We start from the raw sequence: 26,990 nt of genomic DNA on the forward strand, positions 1-26,990 counted from the left end.
TCTCATGACCGCCGAAGAACTCCAATCGATCATCCAGGCCGGCCTGACCTGCGAGCACATTACGCTCGAAGGCGACGGCCGGCACTGGTATGCCACCATCGTGTCTTCCGAGTTCGAGGGCAAGCGCGCGATCCAGCGACATCAGCGCGTCTACGCCACCCTCGGTGCCAAAATGCACACCGACGAAGTGCATGCGCTCTCGATGAAGACCTACACGCCCGCCGAATGGGCGGACCAAAACTCCTAGTTCTCTCGCTGGACCTTTCATGGACAAACTTCTGATTCGCGGCGGGCGCACGCTCCGCGGCGAGGTGCTCATTTCCGGCGCGAAGAATGCCGCGCTGCCCGAACTCTGCGCCGCCCTCCTGACCGATCGTCCCGTCACGCTGCACAACGTGCCGCGTCTGAACGATGTCACGACCATGCTCAAGCTGATCCGCAACATGGGCGTGGCAGCCGAGCGCGACGACAACGGCACTGTGCGCATCGACGCCGGAGCGCTGCACACGGCCGAAGCGCCCTACGAACTGGTGAAGACGATGCGCGCATCGGTGCTCGCGCTCGGGCCGCTCCTGGCGCGTTTCGGCAAGGCGAGGGTGTCGCTGCCGGGCGGCTGCGCCATCGGCTCGCGGCCGGTCGACCAGCACATCAAGGGCCTGCAGGCGATGGGCGCCGAGATCGTGGTCGAGCATGGCTACATGGTGGCCAGCCTCACGGGCGGCACCAAGCGCCTGCACGGCGCGCGCATCACGACCGACATGGTGACCGTCACCGGCACCGAGAATTTCCTCATGGCCGCGGCGCTGGCCGACGGCGAGACGGTGCTGGAAAACGCGGCACAGGAGCCCGAGATCTCGGACTTGGCCGAGATGCTGATCGAGATGGGCGCGAAGATCGAAGGTTACGGCACCAGCCGCATCCGCATCCAGGGCGTCGACAAGCTGAACGGCTGCACGCACCAGGTGGTGGCCGACCGCATCGAGGCCGGCACCTTCCTGTGCGCCGTCGCGGCCACCGGCGGCGATGTGGTGCTGAAGCACGGCCGTGCCGACCACCTCGATGCGGTGATCGAGAAACTGCGCGAGGCGGGCGCCCAGGTGGCCGCGGTGGACGGCGGCATCCGAGTCCAGAGCCAGGGCCGGCTCAAGGCGCAGAGCTTCCGCACCACCGAATACCCGGGCTTCCCGACCGACATGCAGGCCCAGTTCATGGCGCTCAACGTGATCGCCGAAGGCACCTCGACGGTGACCGAAACGATCTTCGAGAACCGCTTCATGCACGTCGACGAAATGCTGCGCCTGGGCGCCAAGATCCAGACCGACGGCAAGGTGGCCGTGATCGAAGGCGTGGCGCAACTCTCGGGCGCGACCGTGATGGCGACCGACCTGCGCGCCTCGGCCAGCCTGGTGATCGCCGGCCTGGTGGCCGAGGGCGAAACGCTGGTCGACCGCATCTACCACCTGGACCGCGGCTACGACCGCATGGAAAGCAAGCTGCGCGGCCTCGGCGCCGACATCGAGCGCGTGGCCGGAGCGGTGGAGATGCAGCCGTGATCACGCTCGCCCTGTCCAAGGGCCGCATCTTCGAGGAAACGCTGCCGCTCCTGGCCGCGGCCGGCATCGAGGTGACCGAGGACCCGGAGAAATCGCGCAAGCTGATCCTCGCGACCACGCGGCCCGACGTGCGCGTGGTCCTGGTGCGCGCCTCGGACGTGCCCACCTACGTGCAGTACGGCGGCGCCGACCTCGGCGTGACCGGGCTCGACGTCCTGCTCGAGCACGGCAACCAGGGCCTCTACCAGCCGCTCGACCTGCGCATCGCAGCCTGCCGGCTGAGCGTGGCCGTGCGCGCCGACTACGACTACGCCTCGGCCGTCCGGCAAGGCTCGCGCATCAAGGTCGCGACCAAGTACGTCGGCCTGGCGCGCGAGTTCTTCGCCAGCAAGGGCGTGCACGTCGACCTGATCAAGCTCTACGGCAGCATGGAGCTCGCGCCGCTCACCGGCCTGGCGGACGCCATCGTCGACCTGGTGTCGACCGGCAACACGCTCAAGGCCAACCATCTGGTCGAGGTCGAGCGCATCATGGACATCAGCGCGCACCTGGTGGTCAACCAGGCCGCGCTCAAGCTCAAGCAGGCGCCGATCCGCCGCATCATCGACGCCTTCGCCTCGGCCATTCCTTCCGCCTGACGATGAACCTGAAAGCCTCTCCCGCCCGCCTGTCGACCGCCTCGGCCGGCTTCGAAGCCGATTTCAAGGCGCGGCTGCATTGGTCGGCAGAATCCGACGCCAAGATCGAACAGGTGGTGGCCGATATCCTCGTTGACGTGCAGGCGCGCGGCGATGAGGCGGTGCTCGACTACACCCGCCGCTTCGACGGGCTGAGCGCGGCCACGGTGGGCGCGATGGAGCTGTCGCAAGCCGACTTCAAGCAGGCGTTCGACGCCATACCCGCTGCGCAGCGCGAGGCCTTGCAGGCTGCCGCCGCGCGCGTGCGCCGCTATCACGAGGCGCAGAAGAAGGCCTCCGGCGAGAGCTGGAGCTATCGGGACGAAGACGGCACGCTGCTGGGCCAGAAAGTGACGCCGCTGGACCGCGTGGGTATCTACGTGCCCGGCGGCAAGGCGGCGTATCCGTCGAGCCTGCTGATGAACGCGATTCCGGCCCACGTGGCCGGCGTCGGCGAAATCATCATGGTGGTACCCACCCCGGTCCGCGGCAGCGTGGCCACGGGAGGTTCCGGCGCGCAGGCCGCGTCGACCCAAGGCGAACGCAATGTGCTGGTGCTGGCCGCCGCCTATGTGGCCGGCGTGACGCGCGCCTTCACCATCGGCGGCGCGCAGGCGGTGGCCGCGCTGGCCTATGGCACGGCAACCATCCCGAAGGTCGACAAGATCACCGGCCCCGGCAATGCCTATGTCGCCAGTGCCAAGAAGCGCGTCTTCGGCACCGTCGGCATCGACATGATCGCCGGCCCGAGCGAGATCCTGGTGTTGGCCGACGGCAGCACGCCGGCCGACTGGGTGGCGATGGATCTGTTCAGCCAGGCCGAGCACGACGAGCTGGCGCAGAGCATCCTGCTTTGCCCCGACGCTGCCTATATCGAGCGCGTGCAGCAGGAAATCGACCGCCTGCTGCCCTCGATGCCGCGCGCCGAGATCATCGCGGCTTCGCTCAACGGCCGCGGCGCGTTGATCCACACCCGCAGCATGGAGGAGGCCTGCGCCATCAGCAACCGCATCGCGCCCGAGCACCTGGAAGTCAGCAGCCGCGAGCCGCAGCGCTGGGAACCGCTGCTCAAGCATGCCGGGGCGATCTTCCTCGGCGCTTACACCAGCGAAAGCCTGGGCGACTACTGTGCCGGTCCCAACCACGTGCTGCCCACCAGCGGCACCGCGCGTTTCAGCTCGCCGCTGGGTGTCTACGATTTCCAGAAGCGATCGAGCCTGATCGAGGTGAGCGAGGAGGGCGCCCAGGCCCTGGGCCGCATCGCCGTGACCTTGGCCGAAGGCGAGGGCTTGCCCGCGCATGCCGAAGCGGCCCGCCTGCGCCTGCGCTGACGGAGAGCGAAGTGATGCGAATGCTATCGATCGGGCCTGGCTTGGCCCTCGCCCTGCTGGCCTTCGGCACCGCCTGCCAGGCCATGAGCATCCGCGAGCTGCGCACGCTGGAAACCAGCGAAAAGGACGGCAAGCTCTACGCCAACTACTATCTCGTCGGCGTGGTCGAGGGTCTGCGCGAGGCCGGCGACATGGCCCAGCGTGCGGGCCAGAAACCGCCGTTCTGCATCAATGGCCGTCGGCTCGAGCCTTCGATGGCCCGCTCGCTCTACCAGACCGAACTGACGCGCAATGCCAACAGCTACGAGGCCGACATGCCGGTGCAGCTCGTGCTTTCGGCCGCGCTGCGCAACAGTTACCGCTGCCCCTGAATCGAATGACTTCCGCTTCCGCCAATACCGCCCGCGCCCTGCGCCGCATCCGCGCCGACGTCCAGTCCATGCATGCCTACGCCGTGCAGGATGCGCGCGGGCTGATCAAGCTCGACGCCATGGAGAACCCTTTCGGCCTGCCGCCCGCGCTGCAGGCCGCGCTGGGCCAGCGGCTCGGCGCGCTCGCGCTGAACCGCTATCCCGGGGCGCGCGGCGCGGATCTGCAGCGCGCGCTGGCGGCGTATGCCGCCGTTCCAGAGGGCTTCAGGTTGATGCTCGGCAACGGTTCGGACGAACTGATTTCGCTGCTCGCCATGGCCTGCGATCTCCCCGGGGCGGCCATCCTGGCGCCGGTGCCCGGCTTCGTGATGTACGCGATCAGCGCCCAGCTGCAGGGCCTGCGCTTCGTCGGCGTGCCGCTGACCGCCGATTTCGAGCTCGACGAGGCCGCCATGCTCGAGGCCATCGCGCGCGAGAAACCGGCCATCGTCTACCTCGCCTATCCCAACAACCCGACCGCCAACCTCTGGGACGATGCGGTGATCGAGAAGATCATCGAGGCCCAGGGCGCGCAGGGCGGCCTGGTGGTGATCGACGAGGCCTACCAGCCCTTCGCCGGCCGCAGCTGGGTCGACCGCATCGCTCGCCACGGCCACGTGCTGCTGATGCGCACGCTCAGCAAGTTCGGCCTGGCGGGCGTCCGGCTGGGCTACCTGATCGGCCCCCAGGCCCTGATCGCCGAAATCGACAAGGTGCGGCCGCCCTACAACATCAGCGTGCTCAATTGCGAGTGCGCGCTGTTCGCGCTGGAGCACGCCGACGTGTTTGCCGGGCAGGCGGCCGAGATCCGCGCCCAGCGCCGGCGCATCTTCGAGGCGCTGGCCCGGCTGCCCGCGGTGAAGAGCTGGCCGAGCGACGCCAACATGATCCTGGTGCGCGTGCCCGATGCCACGCGGACCTTCGAGGGAATGAAGGCGCGCGGCGTGCTGGTCAAGAACGTTTCTAAAATGCACCCATTGCTCGCGAACTGCCTGCGCCTGACCGTCGGAACCATCGACGAGAATGCGCAGATGCTCGCGGCTCTCGAAGCATCCCTATGAACACCCCTTCGGCACCCGAAGCAGTCGTCGCCGCTGTAGCGCGGACCGCCACCGTCACGCGCAACACCGCGGAGACGAAGATCACGGTCCGCGTCGACCTCGACGGCAGCGGCCGCTCGAAGCTCGCCACCGGCATAGGCTTCTTCGACCACATGCTCGACCAGATCGCCCGCCACGGCCTGATCGACCTCGACATCGACTGCCAGGGCGATCTGCATATCGACGGCCACCACACGGTGGAAGACGTGGGCATCACGCTCGGCCAAGCGGTCGCGAAAGCGGTCGGCGACAAGAAGGGCATCCGGCGCTACGGCCACGCCTACGTGCCGCTCGACGAGGCGCTGAGCCGCGTGGTGATCGATTTCTCCGGCCGCCCCGGCCTGGTCATGCACGTGCCCTTCACCAGCGGCATGATCGGTACCTTCGACAGCCAGCTCACCTACGAGTTCTTCCAGGGCTTCGTCAACCACGCCTTCGTGACCCTGCACATCGACAACCTCAAGGGCGTCAACGCCCACCACCAGTGCGAGACCGTGTTCAAGGCCTTCGCGCGCGCGCTGCGCGCCGCGCTCGAACTCGATCCTCGCTCGGCCGGCGTCATTCCTTCGACCAAGGGTTCCCTCTGAGCAGCAGCAAGAACACCGTCGCCGTCGTCGACTACGGCATGGGCAACCTGCGCTCGGTATCGCAGGCGGTCCAGCATGCGGCCGACCAGCTTGGGGTCGAGGTTGTCGTGACCTCCGACCCGGACGTGGTGCGCCGCGCCACGCGCGTCGTGCTGCCGGGGCAGGGCGCCATGCCCGATTGCATGCGCGAACTGCGCGACTCCGGCCTGCAGGAATCGGTGCTTGAAGCGGCCGCCGCCAAGCCGCTCTTCGGCGTCTGCGTCGGCATGCAGATGCTGCTGTCGACGAGCGACGAGGGCCCGACCGAGGGCCTGGGCCTGATTCCCGGCGAGGTGCGCAAGTTCGAACTGACCGGCCGTCTCCAGCCGGACGGCAGCCGCTACAAGGTGCCGCAGATGGGCTGGAACCAGGTCGTTCAGATGCGGCCGCACCCGGTGTGGGCGGGCGTGCCGGACCGGAGCTACTTCTATTTCGTGCACAGCTTCTATGCGCGGCCGGCGGATTCCCTCCACAGCGCCGGTGAGGCGGAATATGGCGAGCGCTTTACCGCCGCCATTGCACGCGATAATATTTTTGCGACCCAGTTCCACCCCGAGAAGAGTGCGGACCACGGGCTGCAGCTCTACCGAAACTTTCTCCACTGGAATCCCTGAAGAAGCAGTTCCTGCGCTTCATCGCGCGTTCCACGCAATCCCGCACCATGCTCCTCATTCCTGCGATCGATCTCAAGGATGGCCATTGCGTTCGCCTCAAGCAAGGCGATATGGACCAGTCCACCACCTTCAGCGAAGACCCGGCCGCGATGGCGCGCAGATGGGTCAACGCCGGCGCACGGCGGCTGCACCTCGTCGACCTGAACGGCGCCTTTGCCGGCAAGCCGCAGAACCATGCGGCGATCAAGGCGATCCTGAGGGAGGTCGGCGACGACATCCCGGTGCAGCTCGGCGGAGGCATCCGCGACCTCGACACCATCGAGCGCTACATCGACGACGGCCTGCGCTACGTGATCATCGGCACCGCTGCGGTCAAGAACCCCGGCTTCCTGAAGGATGCCTGCAGCGCCTTCGGCGGGCACATCATCGTCGGCCTCGACGCCAAGGACGGCAAGGTTGCGACCGACGGCTGGAGCAAGCTCACCGGCCATGAGGTGGCCGATCTGGGCAAGAAGTTCGAGGACTACGGCGTCGAATCGATCATCTACACCGACATCGGCCGCGACGGCATGCTCTCGGGCATCAACATCGAAGCCACCGTGCGGCTCGCGCAGTCGCTCACCATCCCCGTGATCGCATCGGGCGGGCTCTCGAACATGGCCGACATCGACAAGCTCTGCGCGGTCGAATCGGATGGCGTCGAAGGCGTGATCTGCGGTCGGGCCATCTACTCCGGCGACCTCGATTTCGCAGCCGCGCAAGCGCGCGCCGACGAACTGGCCGACGCCGCCTGATACTTCATCGAGCGTGCTCTCCGCGCTCGCCATCGCCAACTACCGTTCGCTGCGCCAGCTCACGGTGCCGCTCGGCCGGTTGACGGTGGTCACCGGCCCGAACGGCAGCGGCAAATCGAGCGTTTACCGCGCGATGCGTCTTTTGGCCGACACGGCCCATGGCGGCATCGTACGTTCGCTGGTGCGCGAGGGCGGCCTGTCCTCCACGCTCTGGGCCGGGCCCGAGCGCTTCTCGGCCGCCATGCTGCGCGGGGAGGCGCCGGTGCAGGGGACGGTGCGCAGCGAGCCGGTCAATCTGCGGCTGGGCTTTGCCGGCCATGATGCCGAGGACTTCGGCTACGCGATCGACGTCGGCCTGCCGCCGCCGGTGCCGCCGACGGCCTTTTCGCACGATCCCGAGATCAAGCGCGAGGCCATCTGGAATGGCCCGGTACTAAGGCCTTCGACACAACTGGTCGATCGCAAGGGTGCCTCGCTACGACTGCGCGGCGATCGCAGCGGGAGCTGGGAGCCGGTCGGCCGGCCGATCGCGGCCTTCGCGAGCATGATGACCGAGTTCGCCGACCCGCAGGCCGCGCCAGAGATGCTCACGCTGCGCGAGCAGATGCGCTCGTGGCGCTTCTACGACCACTTTCGCTCCGACGCTGACGCACCCGCGCGCCAGCCGCAACTGGGCACCTACACGCCGGTTCTCGCCGACGATGGCGCAGATCTCGCCGCGGCGCTGCAGACCATTCGCGAAATCGGCGACACGGATGCGCTGGATCGTGCGGTCGAGGACGCCTTTCCCGGCGCACGGGTCGAGGTGAGCGCAGGCGACCGCTTCGAGACCCTGATGCACCAGCACGGCCTGCTGCGGCCGCTGAGCGCCGCCGAGCTTTCCGACGGCACGCTGCGCTATCTGCTGTGGATCGCCGCGCTGCTGACACCCCGGCCGCCTGCGCTGATGGTGCTGAACGAGCCTGAAACCAGCCTGCATCCCGACCTGCTGCCGCCGCTGGGCCGGCTGATTGCGCAATGCGCAACCGGCGCGCAGGTCATCGTGGTGTCCCACGCGGCGCGGCTGATCGCGGCGCTCGAGGAGGCGGCCAGCGAAGACAGCGCCGGCGGGTTGCCGGCGATGCAGTCGGTGTTGCTGGAAAAGACGCTGGGCGAGACGCGGATCGCCAACCTCGACATGAGCGACATTCCGCCCTGGCACTGGCCAGCTCGATAGCCGGCACTACTCTGTTTTTACCGCCAGGGTCTGGATGATGGTCTCCAGCTGCGGGCTCATCGGCAGGTCGATGCTGGTGCTCGAAAGAGGCAGCTTCTGCAGGAACCAGCGCTTGTACTGGCGTTCGATCTCGCCGTCGATCGCCAGCGCCTGGAAGCTGTCGTTCACCACCTTGGCCAGCTGCGCGTCGCCCTTGCGGTACATGATGCCGTAGGGGTCGTAGGAGAGGAAGTCGCCGACCACCTGGTATTCGCCCTGCACCTTGCCCTTGTTCTGCGCGATCAGGCCATAGAGCAGCACGTCGTCGGTCGCAAAGGCATCGGCCTGCCCGGCCACCACCTGCGCGAAGGATTCCGCATGGTCGCGCATCGCGATCAGGGTCAGGTTGAGCTTGAACTTCTGCGACAGGTCCTGCATCGTCTTCTCGTTGGTCGTGCCGCGCGTCACCACCACCCGCTTGCCGGCCAGGTCGCGAAATCCTCTGATCGGCGAGCCTTTCTTCACCAGCACCTTGGTGCCCGAAACGAAGATCGTGGGCGAGAAGGCCACGCGCTTCTGGCGTTCGAGGTTGCTGGTGGTGGAGCCGCATTCGAGATCGACCTGGCCCTTTTCCACTGCATCGATGCGCGACTCGGAGGTGACGGGCACCCACTTGATCTCCAGGCTCTTGTGCACCGCCGCCTCGATCGCGGCCACCAGGGCGCGGCACAGCTCGATCGAGTAGCCGATCGGTTCGTTGCGCGGCGACAGATAGGAGAAGGGGACCGAGGATTCGCGGTAGCCGATGGCGATGGCGCCGGTGTCGCGCACCTTGGCCAGCGTGCCCGTGAGCGCCGCGGGCGCCGCCGGGGCGGGCTCGGGCTGCGCGCGGGCCATTGCAGTCATGCCGAGTGCCGCCGCGAACAGCGCAACAGCCAGCGACGATTTCCAGGTGGGCTTCATGGCCGTGCCTCAGGCATGCACCGGATGGGCCAGCGTGGCCTTCAATTCCTCGTCGATCTTGCTGGCGTTGGCCGCGGCATCGCTCTCCGAAAGCAGCTCGCCCTCCCACTTGGCCACCACCGCCGTAGCGATCGAGTTGCCCACCGCGTTGGTGGCCGAGCGGCCCATGTCGAGGAAGGTGTCCACGCCCAGGATTAGGAGCAGCCCGGCTTCTGGGATGTTGAACTGGTTCAGCGTGGCGGCGATCACCACCAGCGAGGCGCGCGGCACGCCGGCCATGCCCTTGGAGGTGAGCATCAGGATCAGCAGCATCGTGATCTGAGTGCCGAGCGACAGCTCGATGCCGTAGGCCTGGGCGATGAAGAGCACGGCGAAGGTGCAGTACATCATCGAGCCGTCGAGGTTGAAGGAGTAGCCCATCGGCATCACGAAGCTGGAGATCTTGCGCTTGACACCGAAACGGTCGAGCGCGTCGAGGATCTTCGGATAGGCCGCCTCGGAACTCGCCGTCGCGAAGGACAGCAGGAAGGCCTCCTTGATCAGCACCAGCAGCTTGAACACGCGCGGCCCGAGAAAGGCGAAGCCGGCGAAAATCAGGATGCCCCACAACAGGAACAGCCCAAGGTAGAAGTCGCCCATGAAGACCGCGAACTTGAGCAGGATCTCCAGCCCGTTCACCGCCACGGTGGCGGCCATGGCGGCCATCACGGCCAGCGGCGCCAGCTTCATGACGTAGCCGGTGATCTTGAGCATGGCGTGGGAGAGCTCGTCGATCGCGTGGACCAGGGTCTTGGCCTTGTCGCCGAGCGAGGCGAGGGCGACGCCGAAGAACATGGAGAACACCACGATCTGCAGGATCTCGTTGTTGGCCATGGCCTCCGCAAAGGACTTGGGCACCAGGTGGCTGACGAAATCCTTCAAGGTGAACTTGGAGGTGGCCAGGTTGGCTGAGGCGCCGATGTCGGGCAGCGGCAGGCCCAGATTGAGGCCCGGCTGCAACAGGTTGGCCATGACCAGGCCCAGCACCAGCGAGACCAGGGAAGCGGTGATGAACCAGCCCAGCGCCTTGCCGAACACGCGGCCCACCGAGGCCGCGTCGCCCATGTGGGCGATGCCCACCACCAGGGTGGAGAACACCAGCGGTCCGATCAGCATCTTGATCAGCCGCAGGAACACGTCCGAGATGATCGAGATGTAGCCTGCGATCTGGGCCGCCGCCTTCTTGTCGGGAAAATTGATGAAGATCATGTAGCCGATCACGATGCCGATCACCATCGCGATCAGGATCCAGGCTGCCGGCGGCAACTTCCTTTTCATGTTTGAGCCCCTTCTTGTCGAACAAGTGATGTGGAGATGACGTCCCTCACCGCCAATCCGCACGCCGCGGCCGCCGGCTGTCGCGATTTCATGCCAAAACCATGCTGCCTGCAATGCGAATTTGGCCTGCGGTCATGCCGGTGCGGCCTGGGGTGACACGGGCCAAACCTAGAATCGGGCCATGTCCTTCAAAGAGATCGTCTTCCGCGCCCAGCCTGCACTGCACCTCGGCCTGCCGGATGGCAGCGCCTGCACCGTGGCGCGGCACGGCGCCCACCTGCTGTCGTGGACTACGGCCGACGGCGTCGAGCGCCTGTACCTGAGCCCCGAGGCGCGCTTCGACGGCCAGAGCGCGATCCGCGGCGGCGTGCCGATCTGCTGGCCGCAGTTCAACCAGCGCGGTCCGCTGCCCAAGCACGGTTTCGTGCGCAATGTCGCGTGGCAGGCCGAGGCGGGCGCTTCCGGCGGCAAGAGCGACACGCTCGTTCTCTCGCTGCACGACGACGAGGCCACTCGCGCCATCTGGCCGCACGCCTTCCACGCGCGGCTAACGGTCACGCTGGCGCCGCATTCGCTGCGCGTCGCGCTGTCGATCGACAACACCGGCCGCGCGCCTTGGTCCTTTGCGGCCGCGCTGCACAGCTATCTGCGCGTGGACGACATTGCCGACGCCTCGCTGGAAGGCCTGCAGGGCGCCAACCGCTGGGATGCGGTGCGCGACGACCGGCATGTCGACCTGGCGCCCGCGCTGCGCTTCGGCACCGAATTCGACAGCGTCTACACGGCGCCCGCGCGTCCGCTGCGGCTGGTGCAGCCCTCCGGCACGCTCGAGATCGCGCAGAGCGCGAGCTGCACCGAAACGGTGGTGTGGAACCCCGGTCCGGCGCTGAGCGCCCAACTGGCCGATCTGCCCGACGACGGCTGGCGCCACATGCTCTGCGTCGAGGCCGCCCGCATCGACGAGCCGGTGCTGCTCGCGCCCGGCGCCACGTGGCAGGGCTGGCAGCAGCTCACCGTCCTTTGAATCTCACAAGCTCCGGATCCGCCATGCTCGCCAAACGCATCATTCCCTGCCTCGACGTCACCGGCGGCCGTGTCGTCAAGGGCGTCAACTTCGTCGAGCTGCGCGACGCCGGCGATCCGGTCGAGATCGCAGCGCGCTACAACGCGCAGGGCGCCGACGAGCTGACCTTTCTCGACATCACGGCCACCAGCGACGGCCGAGACCTGATCCTGCCGATCATCGAGGCGGTGGCCTCGCAGGTCTTCATTCCGCTGACCGTCGGCGGCGGCGTGCGCACCGTCGAGGACGTGCGCCGCCTGCTCAACGCGGGCGCCGACAAGACCAGTTTCAACTCGGCGGCGATCGCGAATCCGCAGGTGATCGATGACGCCTCGCGCAAGTACGGCGCCCAGTGCATCGTGGTCGCGATCGACGCCAAGCGGCGCTCGGCCGACGATGCGGCCCTGCGCGGGCCCGGCTGGGACGTCTACAGCCATGGTGGCCGCAAGAACACGGGGCTCGACGCGGTGCGATGGGCCGTCGAAATGACGCGCCGCGGCGCCGGCGAGATCCTCTTGACCAGCATGGACCGGGACGGCACCAAGAGCGGGTTCGACCTCGAACTCACGCGCGCCGTCAGCGACGCGGTCAGCGTGCCGGTGATCGCGTCCGGCGGCGTCGGCAATCTCGAGCACCTGGCCGACGGTATCCAGACCGGCGGCGCCGATGCCGTGCTGGCGGCCAGCATCTTCCATTACGGCGAATACACCGTCGGCGAGGCCAAGGCCTGCATGGCCGCGCGCGGCATCCCGGTGCGCCTGTGACCGACAATACCCCGATGAACTGGCTCGACGAAGTGAAGTGGGATGCGAACGGCCTGGTGCCCGTGATCGCGCAGGAACAGGGCAGCAAGGACGTGCTGATGTTCGCCTGGATGAGCCGCGAGGCGCTCGCCCGGACGGCCGAGCTGGGCCGCGCGGTGTATTTCAGCCGCTCGCGCGGAAAGCTCTGGTTCAAGGGCGAAGAATCGGGCCACGTGCAGACCGTGCACGAGATCAGGCTCGACTGCGACAACGACGTGGTGCTGCTCCAGGTCACGCAGCTCGGGCACGAGCCCGGCATCGCCTGCCATACCGGGCGCCACAGCTGCTTTTTCAGCAAGTACGAGAACGGCCGCTGGACCGTGACCGAGCCGGTCTTGAAAGACCCCGAATCGATCTACACATCGTCCCCAAGATGAGCGCCGACGCCCCCGAACGCAATGCCGAAGACGCGCTCGCGCGACTGGCCGCCGTGATCGAAAGCCGGCTGCCCGCGCGCGGCGGCGACCCCGAAAAAAGCTACGTCGCGCGCCTGCTGCACCGCGGCCCCGACGCCTTTCTCAAAAAGATCGGCGAGGAAGCCACCGAGGTGGTGATGGCCGCGAAGGACGCCGACCATGGCGGCGAGCGCACGAAAATAGTGAACGAAGTGGCCGATCTCTGGTTCCACAGCATGGTGGCGCTGGCGCACTACGGCTTTTCGCCGCGCGACGTGGTGGCCGAGCTCGAGCGCCGCGAAGGCCTGAGCGGCATCGAGGAAAAGGCCCTGCGCAAGGCGCAGGATCGCGAAGCTTCCAACGACTGAGAGGACGCCATGCCCAACGACATCGTGACCGTGGAGCCCGACAGCTCGCTCAAGACCTGGGGCTGGATCAGTTACATCCTGCATCTGGTGGTGGCGGTCGGCGCCGTGCTGCCCGGCATGCAGGCATCCATCGCGCTGCTCCTGATCGCGCTGGTGGTCGATCTGGTCAAGCGCGACGATGCCGCCGGCAGCTGGCAGGCGACGCATTTCAGCTGGCGCATCCGCTCGGTGCTGTGGGCCGGCGTGCTGTACGTGCTGACCTCCTGGCTCTGGCTGCTGCTGCTCCTGCCGGGCTGGATCGCCTGGGCGCTGATTTCCCTCTGGTTCCTCTATCGCATCGTCAAGGGGATGGTGCGCATGAATGCCGGACGACCGATGGAGTCGGCATGAGCACCGCCGGGCAGCCCCAAGGTGCGAAGGCCCCATCGGGGGGCAGCGAGGACACGTCAGTGCCGAACGTGGGGGCGCACGCCTCCTCTGACCCGAACTGCATCTTCTGCAAGATCATCGAGGGCAAGATTCCCTCGCGAAAGATGTACGAGGACGACGATCTCTTCGGCTTTCACGATATCGCGCCCTGGGCCCCGGTGCACTTCATGCTGGTGCCCAAGCGCCACATCCCTTCGATGGCGCAGGTCACGCCGGACGACGCGGCGCTCTTGGGAAAAATCATGACGCTGGCGCCCCGGCTGGCGATCGAGCAGGGCTGCCGGCCCTATCCGCAGGGCGGCTTCCGCATCGTCGTCAACACCGGCGCCGAGGGCGGGCAGGAGGTTCACCATCTCCACGTTCACGTCATGGGCGGCCCGCGGCCCTGGCTCAAGGGTTGATATTCGCCATTGCCGCGGGTTGTGACATCTGCGCCGACTAAAATCAAACACATTCTTCAGGAGTAATCCATGGGTTCACTTTCCATCTGGCACTGGCTGATCGTGCTGCTCGTCGTCGTGATGATCTTCGGCACCAAGAAGCTCCGCAACATGGGCTCCGACCTCGGCGGCGCGGTCAAGGGCTTCAAGGACGGCATGAAGGACGGTTCGGCGACCGCCGAATCGCCCGCCGCCCCGAATCCGCAGGTGACCGGCAACACCAACGCCGCCGACAAGTCGACGATCGACGTCGAAGCGCGTCAAAAGTCTTGAGCCGCATCCGTCCGTGATCGACCTCGGCATCTCGAAAATCGCACTGATCGGCGCGGTGGCGCTGATCGTCATCGGGCCCGAGAAGCTGCCGCGCGTCGCGCGTACCGTCGGCACCCTGCTGGGCAAGGCGCAGCGTTATGTGAACGACGTCAAGGCCGAGGTCAACCGCTCGATGGACCTGGACGAGCTGCGCAAGATGAAGGATACGGTGCAGGAAGCCGCCCGTGACGTCGAGCACAGCATCCAGACCGGCGCGAGCGAGTTCGAGAAGCAGTTCTCCGAGAGCGGCCAGACCCTGTCGGAACTGGCCGAGCCCGCGCCGTCCTACCCCGAGTACAAGCATCCCCGCAAGAACTGGCGCCTGAAGCAGGGCGCCACGCCGCAGTGGTACAAGGCGCGCAACGGCGTGCGCACCCGGGCGCTTTCGGGCGCAGCGCGCGTGGCCCGCTACCGTCCCCACAAAATCAACTAGCCGCAACGCCGATCCGGCCGCGCCCAGCGCGCGCCGGACGCCCGCCCGCAGCGCTCCCACATGGCCGATTCCCCCGACAAGAACAAAGAAGACGAACTGGCCGGCACCGAGCAGCCTTTCGTGCAGCACCTGATGGAGCTGCGCGACCGCCTGCTCTATTGCGTTTACGGGCTGGCGATCGCGGGCATCCTGCTCGCGATCTGGCCCGGCCCGAGCGGGCTGATCGACATGATCGCGGTTCCGATCCGCGCGCACATGCCGCCCGACGCGAAGCTGATCGCGGTCGGCGTGTTCTCGCCCTTTTTCGTGCCGCTGAAGGTGCTCATGATGGCGGCAGTGCTGCTGGCCTTGCCGTGGCTCATGTATCAGTGCTGGATGTTCGTGGCGCCGGGCCTCTACAGCCACGAGAAGAAGTTCGCGCTGCCGCTCATCATCTTCGGCAGCTTCCTGGCTTATGCCGGCATCGCCTTCGTGCAGTTCTTCGTGCTCGACAAGATGTTCGGCTTCATCCAGCGCTTCACGCCGGCGAGCGTGGCGGCCACGCCGGATATCGCGTCGTACGTGGAGTCGATCCTGTCGCTCTACCTCGCCTTCGGCGTCGCCTTCCAGGTACCGATCGTCGTGATGCTGCTGGTGCGCTTCGAAATGGTCACGATCGAGAAGCTGAAGAATTTCCGCGGCTATTTCATCGTGCTGGCCTTCGTCGTGGCGGCGGTGCTCACGCCGCCCGACGTCGTTTCGCAGCTCGCGCTGGCAATACCGATGTGCCTGCTCTACGAAGTCGGCATCGTGGCCGCGCGCTACTTCGTGAAACACAGCAAGGCGCCCGAGGAAAACGAGAGCGCCGATTCCGCGCAGCCCTGAGCGGGGGCGGCGCGGGCCGCTCGCCTACTCGGGCTCGCCCGGCGCGCGGCGGATCGGACTCCGCGGCCGGGGACCCGGCGTGACGTCGAGCTCCATCTTGTCCTTGCCGCGCTGGAGCGCAAATCGCGCCGCGTTGCCGGGCTTGAGCCCCGCCACGGCGGTCAGCAGTTCCTGCACGTTGTCGACGCTCTTCTCGCCGACGCCGGTGATCACGTCGCCGGGGCGGACGCCTGCCCTGGCGGCCGGGCCGTTCTGCAGCACGCCCGTGATGATGACGCCCTTGTTCGCCTTGACGCCGAAGGTTTCCGCCAGCTCGGGCGAGAGGTTGTTGGGTTCCACGCCGATCCAGCCGCGCGTGACCTTGCCTTCCTTGACGATGTCTTCCAGCACCTGCTTGGCGGTCGAAACCGGAATTGCGAAGCCGATGCCCAGGCTGCCGCCGGAGCGCGAATAGATCGCGGTATTGATGCCTTCGAGGTTGCCGTTGACGTCGACCAGCGCGCCGCCCGAATTGCCGGGGTTGATGGCCGCATCGGTCTGAATGAAGTTCTCGAAGGTGTTGATGCCGAGCTGGTTGCGCCCCAGCGCCGAGACGATGCCGCTGGTGACGGTCTGGCCGACGCCGAAGGGGTTGCCGATGGCGAGCACCTGGTCGCCCACCTGCAGGTTGTCGGAGTTGCCCAGCACGACCACCGGCAGCTTGTCGAGCTCGATCTTGAGCACGGCGAGATCGGTGTCGGGGTCGGTGCCGATCACCTTGCCGCGCGCGTGACGGCTGTCGTTGAGCGTGACGTCGATTTCGTCTGCGCCTTCCACCACGTGGTTGTTGGTGAGGATGTAGCCGTCCGTGCTGACGATGACGCCGCTGCCCAGGCCGACCTGGGGCTGGTCTGCACCCTGGTCGCCGAAGAAAAAGCGGAACCACGGGTCGTCGCTGCGCGGACTGCGCCGCGCCGCTTTGCTGGTGTTGATGCTGACCACGGCCGGCGAGGCCTTCTTGGCGGCGGCGCTCAGGCTGCCGGGCGCGATCGCCGTCGGATTGGCGGTCGGCGCCTCGATCACCGAGACCACACCGCCGAGCGAGGTGGCGCGCCGGCCAACCCACTCGGGCTTGAGCGTCGCGACGACGAAATAGGCCGCGAGCATGACGGTCACGGCTTGGGCGAACAGCAGCCAGGTGCGTTTCATGAAAAACAGGAAAAGAAGGACGTTGAAGCGGGAGGGCGGCGCGGCTAGCGCCGAAGACTGCATTGTCCCTCAATGGACCTGCCGCCTCGTTCCGCAGGCGCGCACACGAGTGAATCGGACTGTTTCCGTCCATATAGTGAAAACCCTGAGCCCTGTGGTCTGCGGCCTTGACCGGTCGCGCGGGTCCACAATGGCGCGATGAGTACGACCCGCCACGAACTCCTGCATGCGTTCGACCTTCTGCTCGCGCCCGAGCGTTTCAAGGACTACGGCCCCAACGGCTTGCAGGTCGAAGGCCGCACCACGGTGCGCAAGATCGTCTCGGGCGTCACCGCGAGCCGCGCGCTGATCGAGGCCGCGATCCATGCCGAGGCCGATGCGATCTTCGTGCACCATGGCCTGTTCTGGCGCGGCCAGGACGGGCGCGTGACGGGCTGGATGAAGCAGCGGCTCAGTCTCCTGCTCGGCGACGATGTGAGCCTTTTTGCCTATCACCTGCCGCTCGATGCGCATCCCGAACTCGGCAACAACGCGCAGCTCGGGCTCAAGCTGGGCCTGGTCGCGCACGCGGGCTCGACCGGTCGCTTCGGCGAGCAGGAGATCGGCTTCCTGGGCGCGCGCGACAACGGCGAGAGCTTCCCGAGCGCAAAAGCGCTGGCCACCCACGTCGAGAAAGCGCTCGGCAAGCCGGTCACCCTGCTCGACACGGCGCATCGTCCGATCCGCAACATCGCCTGGTGCACGGGCGGCGCGCAGGGCTATTTCGAGGCGGCCATTGCGGCCGGCGCCGATGCCTTCATCACCGGCGAAATCTCGGAGCCGCAGGCGCACTACGCGAGGGAAATGGGCGTCGCCTTCCTCGCCTGCGGCCACCATGCCACCGAGCGCTACGGCGCACCCGCGGTGGCGGCGCACGTGGCCGCGCAGCTCGGCCTCGCGCATCAATTCATCGACATCGACAACCCGGCGTGAAGCGCGACACCGCCCCGATCGCGATCACGCTCGGCGATCCCGCAGGCATCGGACCCGAGATCATCGTCAAGTCCTTCCGCGATGCACCCGGCATCACGCAGGGCTGTTTTGTCGCAGGCGACGTGGACACTGTGCGCCGCGCAGCGCAGGCGCTCGCAGCGCCGGGCCGCGTGCCGCTTTCCGTGGCGCTGATCGATGCGCCCGCCGACCTGGCCGCGGTGCCGCCGCATTGCATCCCTGTGCTGCAGGCTGCGAGCCCGCTGCCGTCGCCCATCGCGATCGGCGAAATCAGCGCAGTCGCCGGTCGCATCGCCGGCGACTGCGTGGTGTGGGCCGCGCGTGCGGCGTTGCGCGGCGAGCTGGCGGCCATCGTCACCGCGCCGCTGCACAAGGAGGCGCTGGCAGCGGCCGGCTTCGCCTTTCCCGGCCACACCGAACTGCTGCAGGCCGAAGCCGCGGCCCACCTGGGCCGGCCGGTCGCCGAAGTGCCGGTGCGCATGATGCTGGCCAATGACGAGTTGCGCACCGTGCTCGTGAGCATCCACATGTCGCTGCGCGACGCCATCGAGGCGGTGACGGTCGACGGCGTGCTGCAAACGCTGCGCATCGCGCACCGCGCGTTGGCGGCCGTGCTGGGGCGTGCGCCGAAGATCGGCGTCGCGGGGCTCAACCCGCATGCGGGGGAGGGCGGCCTGTTCGGCTCGGAAGAACGCGACATCATCGCGCCGGCCATCGCGGCCGCGCGCGCGGAAGGCATCGATGCCGACGGGCCCCATGCGCCCGACACCGTCTTCATGCGCGCCCGCGCCAAGCGCCAAGGGGCGGGCGAATTCGACGTGGTGATCGCGATGTATCACGACCAAGGCCTGATCCCGGTCAAGTACCTGGGCGTGGAGAAGGGGGTGAACGTGACGCTGGGCCTGCCGCTGGTGCGCACCAGCCCCGATCACGGAACTGCGTTCGATATCGCGGGCCAAGGCGTGGCCGACGCCTCCAGCCTGATCGAGGCGATCCGGATGGCGCGCGCGCTGGCCTTCAGGGCCGCTTGAGGCTGTCGCGGATCTCGCGCAGCAGCGCGATGTCTTCCGGCGGCGTGGCTTCGGCGGGTGCCTCCTCCTGCTTTTTGCGCAGCTTGTTGATCTGCTTGACCATCATGAAGATGATGAAAGCCAGGATCACGAAGTTGACCGCGATGGTGATGAAGTTGCCGTAGGCCAGCACCGGCACGCCGGCCTTCTTCAGATCCGCCAGGTTGCTCGCCACGCCGGCCGGCGCGGTGCCCAGCACGATGTAGAGGTTCGAGAAGTCGAGCTTGCCGAACACGATGCCGACCAGCGGCATGATGACGTCGCCGACCAGCGAGTCGACGATCTTGCCGAAGGCCGCGCCGATGATCACGCCGACCGCGAGGTCGATCACGTTGCCCTTGACCGCGAACTCGCGAAATTCCTTCAGAACGCTCATGTCGCTCACCTCGCGTCTTTGTTGTTGGACTGCGGCAGTATAGGAGGTCGCATTGCACCGCCTGCAGGGCTCGCGCTCGCGTTGAATTCGCTTGTGACGCTCCGCTACAATCGTCGGTTGACTCCAAGCCCCCAGCGAAGAAGATTTGAGGACCCCCATGAGTGACATCTCCGTCGGCCAACAACGGATCGACAGCAGCAAGCGGACGTGGTTGATCGCATCCGGCTGTGCCGGTGCAGTGGGAGGCGTGGCAACCGCCATCCCGTTCGTGAGCACTTTCCAGCCCTCGGAGAAAGCCAAGGCGGCCGGTGCGCCGGTCGAGGTCGATATCGGTGGCCTGCAGCCCGGCGAGAAACTCACCGTCGAATGGCGCGGCAAGCCGGTCTGGATCCTCAAGCGCACGCCGGCCCAGGTCGCCGAGTTGCCCAAGCTCGACGGCCAGCTCGCCGATCCACAGTCCAAGCGTAATCCCGACGAGTTCACGCCCGAATACGCGCGCAACGAAGGCCGCTCGATCAAGCCCGAAGTGCTGGTGGTCGTCGGCATCTGCACCCATCTCGGCTGCTCGCCGATCGACAAGCTCCAGGCCGGCCCGCAGCCCTCGCTGCCCGACAACTGGGAAGGCGGTTTCCTCTGCCCCTGCCACGGCTCGACCTTCGACCTGGCCGGCCGCGTCTTCAAGAACAAGCCCGCGCCCGACAACCTCCCGGTGCCGCCGCACATGTACCTCTCCGACACGCGCCTGCTGATCGGCGAAGACAAGAAGGCCTGAGAGGAACAAGAACATGGCTGAATTCAAGGAAATCTCGCCCAACGCCCCCACCGGCGAGAAGCTGCTCAACTGGGTCGACAACCGCTTCCCGCTGACCCAGCTCTGGAACGACCAGTGGGGCAAGTACTACGCGCCGAAGAACTTCAACATCTGGTACATCTTCGGCTCGCTCGCGATGCTGGTGCTCGTGATCCAGATCGTGACCGGCATCTTCCTGACGATGCACTACAAGCCCGACGCTGCGCAGGCCTTCGCGTCGGTCGAGTACATTATGCGCGACGTGCCCTGGGGCTGGCTGATCCGCTACATGCACTCGACGGGCGCCTCGGCCTTCTTCATCGTGGTGTACCTGCACATGTTCCGCGGCCTCATCTACGGCAGCTACCGCAAGCCGCGCGAGCTGATCTGGATCTTCGGCTGCGCGATCTTCCTGTGCCTGATGGCCGAAGCCTTCATGGGCTACCTCCTGCCCTGGGGCCAGATGAGCTACTGGGGCGCCCAGGTGATCGTGAACCTGTTCGCGGCGATCCCCTTCGTCGGCCCCGATCTCGCACTCCTGATCCGCGGCGACTACGTGGTGAGCGACGCCACGCTCAACCGCTTCTTCAGCTTCCACGTGATCGCGGTGCCGCTGGTGCTGCTGGGGCTGGTGGTCGCCCACCTGATCGCGCTGCACGAAGTGGGTTCGAACAACCCCGACGGCATCGAGATCAAGGCCAAGCTCGACGCCGACGGCCATCCGCTGGACGGCATTCCGTCGCATCCGTATTACACGGTGCACGACATCTTCGGCGTGGTGGTGTTCCTCACCATCTTCTCGGCCGTGATCTTCTTCGCTCCCGAAGCCGGCGGCTACTTCCTCGAGTACAACAACTTCATCCCGGCCGATTCGCTGAAGACGCCGAACCACATCGCACCGGTCTGGTACTTCACGCCCTACTATTCGATGCTGCGCGCGATCACCGGCGAGATGATGTATGTGCTGATCGCCTGCGTCGTGGCCGGCGCTGTCTTCGGCGTCTGGAAGGCGCGTGTCATTGCGCTGATCAAGGGCGCGATCGTGATCGCTGCGGTCATCGTCGCGGCGATGATGCTGCAGATCGACGCCAAGTTCTGGGGCGTGATCGTCATGGGCGGCGCCGTCATCATCCTGTTCTTCCTGCCCTGGCTGGACAACAGCCCGGTCAAGTCGATCCGCTACCGTCCGGGCTGGCACTGGTTCGTGTACGGCGTGTTCGTCGTCAACTTCGTGATCCTGGCCTACCTCGGCGTGCAGCCGCCGTCGCCGATCGGCGAGCGCGTGTCGCAGGTCGGAACGCTGTTCTATTTCGGTTTCTTCCTCCTGATGCCGTGGTGGAGCCGCCTCGGCGAATTCAAGCCGGTCCCCGAGCGCGTGACCTTCAGCGCCCACTGACCGGGAGCACACAAGAATGAAGAAACTGATCCTCACGTTGATTGCGGCGCTCGGCTTCGTGGCCGGCGCACACGCCGCCGAAGGCGGCATCGCCTGGGACAAGGCGCCGAACAAGACCAACGACTTGGCCGCGCTGCAGAACGGCGCCAAGCTGTTCGTCAACTACTGCCTCAACTGCCATTCGGCGGCGTTCATGCGCTACAACCGGCTGCAGGACATCGGCATCACCGAGCAGCAGATCAAGGACAACCTCCTGTTCACGACCGACAAGGTCGGCGAGACGATGAAGGCCAACCTCGATCCGCGCCAGGCCAAGGAATGGTTCGGCGGCGTTCCGCCCGACCTCACGCTGGTCGCACGCTCGCGCGCCGGCCACGGCGGCACCGGCGCCGACTACCTCTACACCTACCTGCGCACCTTCTATCGCGACGACACCAAGGCGACCGGCTGGAACAACCTCGTGTTCCCGAGCGTCGGCATGCCGCATGCGATGTGGGAACTGCAAGGGGACCGCCGGCCGGTGTTCGACAAGATCGAATCGCATGGCCACACGGCCGAGGTATTCAAGGGCTGGGAGCAGGTCTCGCCCGGAACGATGACGCCGCTGCAGTACGACCAGGCCATCGGCGATCTGGTGAGCTACCTGCAATGGATGGCCGAACCCGCGCAGAACACCCGCATCCGCGTCGGCGTCTGGGTGATGCTGTTTCTCGTCATGGCGTTGGTCTTCGTATGGCGCTTGAACGCCTCGTACTGGAAAGACGTGAAGTAAACCAAGCTGAGAACGCGGCTGGTATTGCCGGCGCGCGTCCTTGTGGAGTGGGTTGCCATTGCGCATGCCCACTCTTTTTAATTTTTAGGAGTCTTTCGCCATGATGGTTTTGTATTCAGGAACGACCTGCCCCTTTTCCCATCGTTGCCGCTTCGTGCTGTTCGAAAAAGGCATGGATTTCGAGATCCGCGACGTCGATCTCTACAACAAGCCCGAAGACATCAGCGTGATGAATCCGTACGGCCAGGTGCCGATCCTGGTGGAGCGCGACCTGATCCTGTACGAGTCGAACATCATCAACGAATACATCGACGAGCGCTTCCCGCATCCGCAGCTGATGCCCGGCGACCCGGTCGACCGCGCCCGCGTGCGCCTGTTCCTGCTCAATTTCGAGAAGGAACTGTTCGTACACGTCTCCACCCTGGAAAACCGCACCGCCAAGGGCAACGAGAAGGCGCTCGAGAAGGCGCGCTCGCATATCCGCGACCGGCTCACGCAGCTCGCGCCCGTGTTTCTCAAGAACAAATACATGCTTGGCGACAATTTCTCGATGCTCGACGTCGCGATTGCGCCGCTGCTCTGGCGCCTGGACTACTATGGCATCGACCTCAGCAAGAACGCCGCGCCGCTCCTGAAGTACGCTGAACGCATCTTCTCGCGACCGGCCTACATCGAAGCGCTGACGCCGTCCGAAAAGGTGATGCGCAAGTAGTATCTGCAGTTTCGTTCTCATGATCAACGCGCTCGAGTCTTCTTCCACCCGCCCGTACCTGATCCGGGCGTTGTATGAGTGGTGCACGGACAACGGCTTTACCCCCTATGTGGCGGTGCAGGTCGACGACACCGTGCAGGTGCCGCGCGAGTACGTGAAGAACGGCGAGATCGTGTTGAACATCAGCTTCGATGCGACCAGCTCGCTCAAGCTGGGCAACGACTTCATCGAGTTCAAGGCCCGCTTCGCCGGCACCGCGCGTGAGATCAGCGTGCCGGTGGGCCGCGTGATTGCGATTTATGCGCGCGAGAACGGGCAGGGCATGGCTTTTCCGGCGCCCGCACCGGCCGCAGTGCCGGCCATCGAGGACCACGGTCCGGTCACGGCGTCGCGCACGACCTTGCGCGACGCCTCCCGCGGCACCGAAGGCGATGCGAGCAGGGTGGTGCATCTGGTCAGCGGCGAGGCTTCCGCAGATGACGCGGCGACAACGACGACGGCGGGCACCGCGCCTTCGGACCCCGAAGACCCGCCGAGACCGCCGACCAATGGCGGCTCCCGTCCCTCGCTCAAGCGCATCAAGTAGCGGCGGCCCGGCAGGCGCCGCGCCGCTAAAATTCATCCTCCACGCCGCTTTAGCTCAGTTGGTAGAGCAACCGCCTTGTAAGCGGTAGGTCGTCAGTTCGATTCCGACAAGCGGCACCATTGTCTTTCAGCGACGCGCCTGCACCTTGATGCGCAGCGTCACCTCGTCCCATCCCCTGGATTTCAGCCGCGTCTGAAGCAGGGGTAGCAGCTGGCGCAGCTTGGCAGCGGCGGCGTTGCCCCGCACCAGCAGGCACCAGGTGCCGCCTTCGACCGGCCCCGCCTGCACGGCAGCGCGCAAGTCGGGCGGAATCAGTTCCTGCACCGCCTGCAATCGCTCGTTCGCATCTCGCGCGCGCGCGAAGAGGCCAGCCAGGGTGGGCGAATCCTGCGCGGCCTGCTCCAAAGTGACGGGATTGAAACGGCGGTTCATGGGGGAAGACGGTGAAGAGCCTAAGGTGGCAACGCGGCTAAAATGCCCGGTTTGCCGGCGTTCGCGCCGGCGGGGGCCGTTTGCCTTGGCGTGTTGATTTTGCGCCAGGCGCGCCCACCTGCTTTCACCTATCTTAGGAATTTCGGTCGCGGTGCCCGCATGCGTTGGGGTCCCTGTCGACCCTGCTCGCATGGCCACCAACTTCCTGACCCAGATTTTCGGCAGTCGCAACGACCGGCTCCTCAAGCAGTATCGCAAGACGGTCGAACGCATCAACGCGCTCGAACCCGCATTCGAAAAACTCAGCGACGATGCGCTGCGCGCGAAGACCCAGGAGTTCAAGGACCGGCTGGAGCGCGGCGAGACGCTGGATGACCTGCTGCCCGAGGCATTTGCGACGGTGCGCGAAGGCTCCAAGCGCGTCATGAAGATGCGCCACTTCGATGTGCAGCTGCTCGGCGGCATGGCGCTTCACAACGGCAAGATCTCCGAGATGCGCACCGGCGAGGGCAAGACGCTCACCGCGACGTTGCCGGTGTACCTGAATGCGCTGACCGGCAAGGGCGTGCACGTTGTGACGGTGAACGACTACCTCGCCAACCGCGACGCCCGCTGGATGGGCCGCCTCTACAACTTCCTCGGGCTCTCGGTCGGCATCAACCTGCCGCAGATGCCGCGCGAGGAGAAGCAGCAGGCCTACGGCAGCGACATTACCTACGGCACCAACAACGAGTACGGCTTCGACTACCTGCGCGACAACATGGTCTACGAGACGCAGGACCGGGTGCAGCGCGGACTGAACTACGCCATCGTCGACGAGGTGGACTCGATCCTGATCGACGAGGCGCGCACGCCGCTCATCATCAGCGGCCAGGCCGAGGACCACACCGAGCTGTACCTCGCGATCAACAAGGTCGTGCCGCTCTTGACCAAGCAGGAGGGCGAGGCCGATCCGCGCACCGGCGAGGGCGTCACGAAACCGGGCGACTTCACGGTCGACGAGAAGACTCACCAGGTGTTCTTGACCGAGGACGGTCACGAGAAGGCGGAGCAGATCCTCTCCGAATTCAAGCTGCTGCCCGAGGGCGCCTCGCTCTACGACCCGGCCAACATCACGCTGATGCATCACCTCAATGCGGCGCTGCGTGCGCGGCATCTGTACCACCGCGACCAGCATTACGTGGTGCAGCAGGGCGAGGTGGTGATCGTCGACGAGTTCACCGGCCGCCTGATGACCGGCCGGCGCTGGAGCGACGGCCTGCACCAGGCCGTCGAAGCCAAGGAAGGCGTCGAGATCCAGGCCGAGAACCAGACGCTCGCCTCGATCACTTTCCAGAACTATTTCCGCCTGTACGGCAAGCTGGCGGGCATGACCGGCACGGCCGACACGGAAGCCTACGAGTTCCAGGAGATCTACGGCCTGGAGACCACGATCATTCCGCCCAACCGTCCGAGCCGGCGCGAAGACCAACTGGACCGCGTCTACAAGACCACGCGCGAGAAGTACGACGCAGCCATCGAAGACATCCGCGAGTGCTACGAGCGCGGCCAGCCGGTGCTGGTGGGCACCTCCTCGATCGAGAACTCCGAGATCATCGACGGCCTGCTCGCCAAGGTCGGCCTGCCGCACCAAGTGCTCAACGCCAAGCAGCATGCGCGCGAGGCCGAGATCGTCGCGCAGGCGGGCCGGACAAAGATGATCACGATCGCGACCAACATGGCGGGTCGCGGTACCGACATCGTGCTCGGCGGCAACGTCGAGAAGGCGATCGAAGCGGTGGAGGCCGACGAGACGCTCGATCCTTCGGCCAAGGCGGCCGAGATCGCACGCCTGCGCACCGAGTGGGACAAGGACCATGAGTTCGTGAAGTCGCTCGGCGGCCTGCGCATCATCGCCACCGAGCGGCACGAGTCGCGGCGCATCGACAACCAGTTGCGCGGCCGCTCGGGCCGGCAGGGCGACCCGGGCTCATCGCGCTTCTACCTGAGCCTGGACGATCCGCTGATGCGCATCTTCGCGGGCGACCGCGTCAAGGCGATCATGGACCGCCTCAAGATGCCGGACGGCGAGGCCATCGAAGCCGGCATCGTCACGCGCAGCATCGAGAGCGCGCAGCGCAAGGTCGAGGCCCGCAACTTCGACATCCGCAAGCAGCTGCTGGAGTACGACGACGTCTCCAACGATCAGCGCAAGGTGATCTACCAGCAGCGCAACGACATCCTCGACGCCGGCGATCTCACGGCGCAGATCGAGGCGCTGCGCGAAGGCTGCTTCACAGACCTGGTTCGCCAGTACGTGCCGCCCGAATCGGTCGAAGAGCAGTGGGACCTGGCAGGCCTCGAGAAGGCGTTGAGCGACGAATGGGGCATCGACATCCCGCTGCAGAAGGACGTTGAGGCCGCGAGCGCCATGGGCGACGAGGACATCGTCGAGAAGGTGGTGGCCGCGGCCAACGAAGCGTTCAACGCCAAGGTGACGCTGATCGGCCAGGAGAACTTCACCCAGTTCGAGCGCATGGTGCTGCTGCAAAGCATCGACACTCACTGGCGCGAGCACCTGGCTTCGCTGGACTACCTGCGCCAGGGCATCCACCTGCGCGGCTACGCTCAGAAGCAGCCCAAGCAGGAATACAAGCGCGAGGCTTTCGAGCTCTTCGGCCAGCTGCTCGACTCGGTGAAGAACGAGGTCACGCGCCAGCTCATGACGGTGCGCGTGCAGTCGAGCGAGCAGCTGGAGCAGGCCGCCGACGCGATGGAAAGCCGCGGCGAGAACCTGGCCAACATCACCTACACCGCGCCGACCGAGACGGGCGACGTCGAGATCCGCGTCGACGAGGAAAGCCAGCGCCGCCTGGCGGCGATTGCGACGGGCCTTCCCGCCGGCGCCGCCGCCTTCGCGCGCGTCGGCCGCAACGATCCCTGCCCTTGCGGCAGCGGCAAGAAATTCAAGCACTGCCACGGCAAACTCAGCTGATACCGACCAGGACGCCG

Annotated in this window: 32 protein-coding genes and 1 tRNA gene; 28 read left to right on the forward strand and 5 right to left on the reverse strand. The window is 66.3% G+C overall.

Features of this window, described 5'->3' with window-relative positions; translation table 11 throughout:
* Positions 1–4: 4 nt before the first annotated feature.
* Genes AC3A6B_RS11135 through AC3A6B_RS11180 form a run of 10 tightly spaced genes read left to right on the forward strand, consistent with a single transcriptional unit; the run spans position 5 to position 8,321 of the window.
* Entirely contained in the window at positions 5–247 is a 243-nt protein-coding gene (locus AC3A6B_RS11135) for a BolA family protein (protein WP_487836771.1), read from the forward strand.
* A gap of 19 nt (positions 248–266) precedes the next feature.
* Positions 267–1,553 carry a UDP-N-acetylglucosamine 1-carboxyvinyltransferase gene (murA, locus tag AC3A6B_RS11140; RefSeq protein WP_487836772.1) on the forward strand — a complete coding sequence of 429 codons (1,287 nt, stop codon included), beginning with the start codon at positions 267–269 and terminating at the stop codon, positions 1,551–1,553.
* Positions 1,550–2,191, forward strand: coding sequence for an ATP phosphoribosyltransferase (gene hisG, locus AC3A6B_RS11145; protein ID WP_487836773.1), 642 nt, complete (start codon positions 1,550–1,552; stop codon positions 2,189–2,191). Before murA ends, hisG begins: the two co-directional genes overlap by 4 nt.
* A 2-nt stretch (positions 2,192–2,193) precedes the next feature.
* Positions 2,194–3,561: a histidinol dehydrogenase gene (hisD, locus tag AC3A6B_RS11150; protein ID WP_487836774.1), complete on the forward strand. Its 1,368-nt coding sequence runs from the start codon at positions 2,194–2,196 to the stop codon at positions 3,559–3,561.
* A gap of 41 nt (positions 3,562–3,602) precedes the next feature.
* A complete protein-coding gene (locus AC3A6B_RS11155) occupies positions 3,603–3,932 on the forward strand; it encodes a hypothetical protein (RefSeq protein ID WP_487836775.1) in 330 nt (109 codons plus the stop codon).
* A 5-nt stretch (positions 3,933–3,937) separates the two neighbouring features.
* Positions 3,938–5,032 (forward strand): histidinol-phosphate transaminase, encoded by a 1,095-nt coding sequence (gene hisC, locus AC3A6B_RS11160; RefSeq protein ID WP_487836776.1) that lies wholly within the window; start codon positions 3,938–3,940, stop codon positions 5,030–5,032.
* Positions 5,029–5,658 (forward strand): imidazoleglycerol-phosphate dehydratase HisB, encoded by a 630-nt coding sequence (gene hisB, locus AC3A6B_RS11165; RefSeq protein WP_487836777.1) that lies wholly within the window; start codon positions 5,029–5,031, stop codon positions 5,656–5,658. The genes hisC and hisB overlap by 4 nt, the downstream gene beginning before the upstream one ends.
* On the forward strand, positions 5,655–6,311 hold the full coding sequence (gene hisH / locus AC3A6B_RS11170; protein ID WP_487836997.1) for an imidazole glycerol phosphate synthase subunit HisH: 657 nt from the start codon (positions 5,655–5,657) through the stop codon (positions 6,309–6,311). Before hisB ends, hisH begins: the two co-directional genes overlap by 4 nt.
* Positions 6,312–6,358: 47 nt before the next feature.
* Positions 6,359–7,105, forward strand: a complete 747-nt coding sequence (gene hisA / locus AC3A6B_RS11175; protein WP_487836778.1) for a 1-(5-phosphoribosyl)-5-[(5-phosphoribosylamino)methylideneamino]imidazole-4-carboxamide isomerase — start codon at positions 6,359–6,361, stop codon at positions 7,103–7,105.
* A gap of 13 nt (positions 7,106–7,118) precedes the next feature.
* Positions 7,119–8,321 (forward strand): AAA family ATPase, encoded by a 1,203-nt coding sequence (locus AC3A6B_RS11180; RefSeq protein WP_487836779.1) that lies wholly within the window; start codon positions 7,119–7,121, stop codon positions 8,319–8,321.
* Between the two features lie 6 nt (positions 8,322–8,327).
* Here AC3A6B_RS11180 and AC3A6B_RS11185 read toward each other — a convergent pair whose 3' ends face one another.
* Both AC3A6B_RS11185 and AC3A6B_RS11190 read right to left on the reverse strand, forming a co-directional pair.
* The gene (locus AC3A6B_RS11185; RefSeq protein WP_487836780.1) at positions 8,328–9,263 is read right to left on the reverse strand and encodes an amino acid ABC transporter substrate-binding protein; all 936 of its coding nucleotides are present in this window, start codon (positions 9,261–9,263) and stop codon (positions 8,328–8,330) included.
* A gap of 9 nt (positions 9,264–9,272) precedes the next feature.
* Entirely contained in the window at positions 9,273–10,580 is a 1,308-nt protein-coding gene (locus AC3A6B_RS11190; protein WP_487836781.1) for a dicarboxylate/amino acid:cation symporter, read from the reverse strand.
* A gap of 181 nt (positions 10,581–10,761) precedes the next feature.
* On the opposite strand from AC3A6B_RS11190, the gene AC3A6B_RS11195 reads away from it, so the two are divergent.
* The 9 genes from AC3A6B_RS11195 (at position 10,762) to tatC (ending at position 15,687) form a co-directional block, all read left to right on the forward strand.
* Positions 10,762–11,604 carry a D-hexose-6-phosphate mutarotase gene (locus AC3A6B_RS11195; protein ID WP_487836782.1) on the forward strand — a complete coding sequence of 281 codons (843 nt, stop codon included), beginning with the start codon at positions 10,762–10,764 and terminating at the stop codon, positions 11,602–11,604.
* Positions 11,605–11,627: 23 nt separating this feature from the next.
* Positions 11,628–12,407 (forward strand): imidazole glycerol phosphate synthase subunit HisF, encoded by a 780-nt coding sequence (gene hisF, locus AC3A6B_RS11200; protein WP_487836783.1) that lies wholly within the window; start codon positions 11,628–11,630, stop codon positions 12,405–12,407.
* Positions 12,408–12,421: 14 nt separating this feature from the next.
* Positions 12,422–12,823 carry a phosphoribosyl-AMP cyclohydrolase gene (gene hisI / locus AC3A6B_RS11205; RefSeq protein ID WP_487836784.1) on the forward strand — a complete coding sequence of 134 codons (402 nt, stop codon included), beginning with the start codon at positions 12,422–12,424 and terminating at the stop codon, positions 12,821–12,823.
* A complete protein-coding gene (locus tag AC3A6B_RS11210) occupies positions 12,820–13,209 on the forward strand; it encodes a phosphoribosyl-ATP diphosphatase (protein ID WP_436305177.1) in 390 nt (129 codons plus the stop codon). The genes hisI and AC3A6B_RS11210 overlap by 4 nt, the downstream gene beginning before the upstream one ends.
* A gap of 9 nt (positions 13,210–13,218) precedes the next feature.
* Positions 13,219–13,599, forward strand: coding sequence for a DUF4870 family protein (locus AC3A6B_RS11215; RefSeq protein ID WP_487836785.1), 381 nt, complete (start codon positions 13,219–13,221; stop codon positions 13,597–13,599).
* Positions 13,596–14,039 carry a histidine triad nucleotide-binding protein gene (locus AC3A6B_RS11220; RefSeq protein ID WP_487836786.1) on the forward strand — a complete coding sequence of 148 codons (444 nt, stop codon included), beginning with the start codon at positions 13,596–13,598 and terminating at the stop codon, positions 14,037–14,039. The genes AC3A6B_RS11215 and AC3A6B_RS11220 overlap by 4 nt, the downstream gene beginning before the upstream one ends.
* Positions 14,040–14,108: 69 nt before the next feature.
* Positions 14,109–14,351: a Sec-independent protein translocase subunit TatA gene (tatA, locus tag AC3A6B_RS11225; protein ID WP_487836787.1), complete on the forward strand. Its 243-nt coding sequence runs from the start codon at positions 14,109–14,111 to the stop codon at positions 14,349–14,351.
* 13 nt (positions 14,352–14,364) lie between these two features.
* Positions 14,365–14,823 carry a Sec-independent protein translocase protein TatB gene (gene tatB / locus AC3A6B_RS11230; RefSeq protein WP_487836788.1) on the forward strand — a complete coding sequence of 153 codons (459 nt, stop codon included), beginning with the start codon at positions 14,365–14,367 and terminating at the stop codon, positions 14,821–14,823.
* A 60-nt stretch (positions 14,824–14,883) separates the two neighbouring features.
* Complete coding sequence (gene tatC, locus AC3A6B_RS11235; protein WP_487836789.1) at positions 14,884–15,687, forward strand: twin-arginine translocase subunit TatC; 804 nt, start codon at positions 14,884–14,886, stop codon at positions 15,685–15,687.
* A 24-nt stretch (positions 15,688–15,711) separates the two neighbouring features.
* Here tatC and AC3A6B_RS11240 read toward each other — a convergent pair whose 3' ends face one another.
* A complete protein-coding gene (locus AC3A6B_RS11240; RefSeq protein ID WP_487836790.1) occupies positions 15,712–16,875 on the reverse strand; it encodes a S1C family serine protease in 1,164 nt (387 codons plus the stop codon).
* Between the two features lie 198 nt (positions 16,876–17,073).
* On the opposite strand from AC3A6B_RS11240, the gene AC3A6B_RS11245 reads away from it, so the two are divergent.
* Entirely contained in the window at positions 17,074–17,847 is a 774-nt protein-coding gene (locus AC3A6B_RS11245) for a Nif3-like dinuclear metal center hexameric protein (RefSeq protein ID WP_487836791.1), read from the forward strand.
* Positions 17,844–18,896, forward strand: coding sequence for a 4-hydroxythreonine-4-phosphate dehydrogenase PdxA (gene pdxA, locus AC3A6B_RS11250; RefSeq protein ID WP_487836792.1), 1,053 nt, complete (start codon positions 17,844–17,846; stop codon positions 18,894–18,896). The genes AC3A6B_RS11245 and pdxA overlap by 4 nt, the downstream gene beginning before the upstream one ends.
* Here pdxA and mscL read toward each other — a convergent pair.
* Positions 18,883–19,311, reverse strand: coding sequence for a large conductance mechanosensitive channel protein MscL (gene mscL / locus AC3A6B_RS11255; protein ID WP_487836793.1), 429 nt, complete (start codon positions 19,309–19,311; stop codon positions 18,883–18,885). The genes pdxA and mscL overlap by 14 nt on opposite strands.
* Positions 19,312–19,468: 157 nt before the next feature.
* On the opposite strand from mscL, the gene petA reads away from it, so the two are divergent.
* The 6 genes from petA (at position 19,469) to AC3A6B_RS11285 (ending at position 23,686) form a co-directional block, all read left to right on the forward strand.
* Positions 19,469–20,083 (forward strand): ubiquinol-cytochrome c reductase iron-sulfur subunit, encoded by a 615-nt coding sequence (gene petA / locus AC3A6B_RS11260; RefSeq protein ID WP_487836794.1) that lies wholly within the window; start codon positions 19,469–19,471, stop codon positions 20,081–20,083.
* 13 nt (positions 20,084–20,096) lie between these two features.
* The gene (locus AC3A6B_RS11265; protein WP_487836795.1) at positions 20,097–21,497 is read left to right on the forward strand and encodes a cytochrome b; all 1,401 of its coding nucleotides are present in this window, start codon (positions 20,097–20,099) and stop codon (positions 21,495–21,497) included.
* A 16-nt stretch (positions 21,498–21,513) separates the two neighbouring features.
* Positions 21,514–22,269 (forward strand): cytochrome c1, encoded by a 756-nt coding sequence (locus tag AC3A6B_RS11270; RefSeq protein WP_487836796.1) that lies wholly within the window; start codon positions 21,514–21,516, stop codon positions 22,267–22,269.
* 100 nt (positions 22,270–22,369) lie between these two features.
* Positions 22,370–22,981, forward strand: coding sequence for a glutathione S-transferase N-terminal domain-containing protein (locus AC3A6B_RS11275; RefSeq protein WP_057596959.1), 612 nt, complete (start codon positions 22,370–22,372; stop codon positions 22,979–22,981).
* Between the two features lie 19 nt (positions 22,982–23,000).
* A complete protein-coding gene (locus AC3A6B_RS11280) occupies positions 23,001–23,567 on the forward strand; it encodes a ClpXP protease specificity-enhancing factor (RefSeq protein ID WP_487836797.1) in 567 nt (188 codons plus the stop codon).
* Between the two features lie 43 nt (positions 23,568–23,610).
* Positions 23,611–23,686: transfer RNA gene (locus tag AC3A6B_RS11285), tRNA-Thr, on the forward strand.
* A gap of 7 nt (positions 23,687–23,693) precedes the next feature.
* Here AC3A6B_RS11285 and AC3A6B_RS11290 read toward each other — a convergent pair.
* Positions 23,694–23,999: a DciA family protein gene (locus tag AC3A6B_RS11290; RefSeq protein WP_487836798.1), complete on the reverse strand. Its 306-nt coding sequence runs from the start codon at positions 23,997–23,999 to the stop codon at positions 23,694–23,696.
* Between the two features lie 190 nt (positions 24,000–24,189).
* On the opposite strand from AC3A6B_RS11290, the gene secA reads away from it, so the two are divergent.
* Complete coding sequence (secA, locus tag AC3A6B_RS11295) at positions 24,190–26,973, forward strand: preprotein translocase subunit SecA (RefSeq protein WP_487836799.1); 2,784 nt, start codon at positions 24,190–24,192, stop codon at positions 26,971–26,973.
* The last annotated feature ends 17 nt before the right edge of the window (positions 26,974–26,990 follow it).

The organism is Variovorax sp. Soil_C_33 (assembly GCF_057656935.1).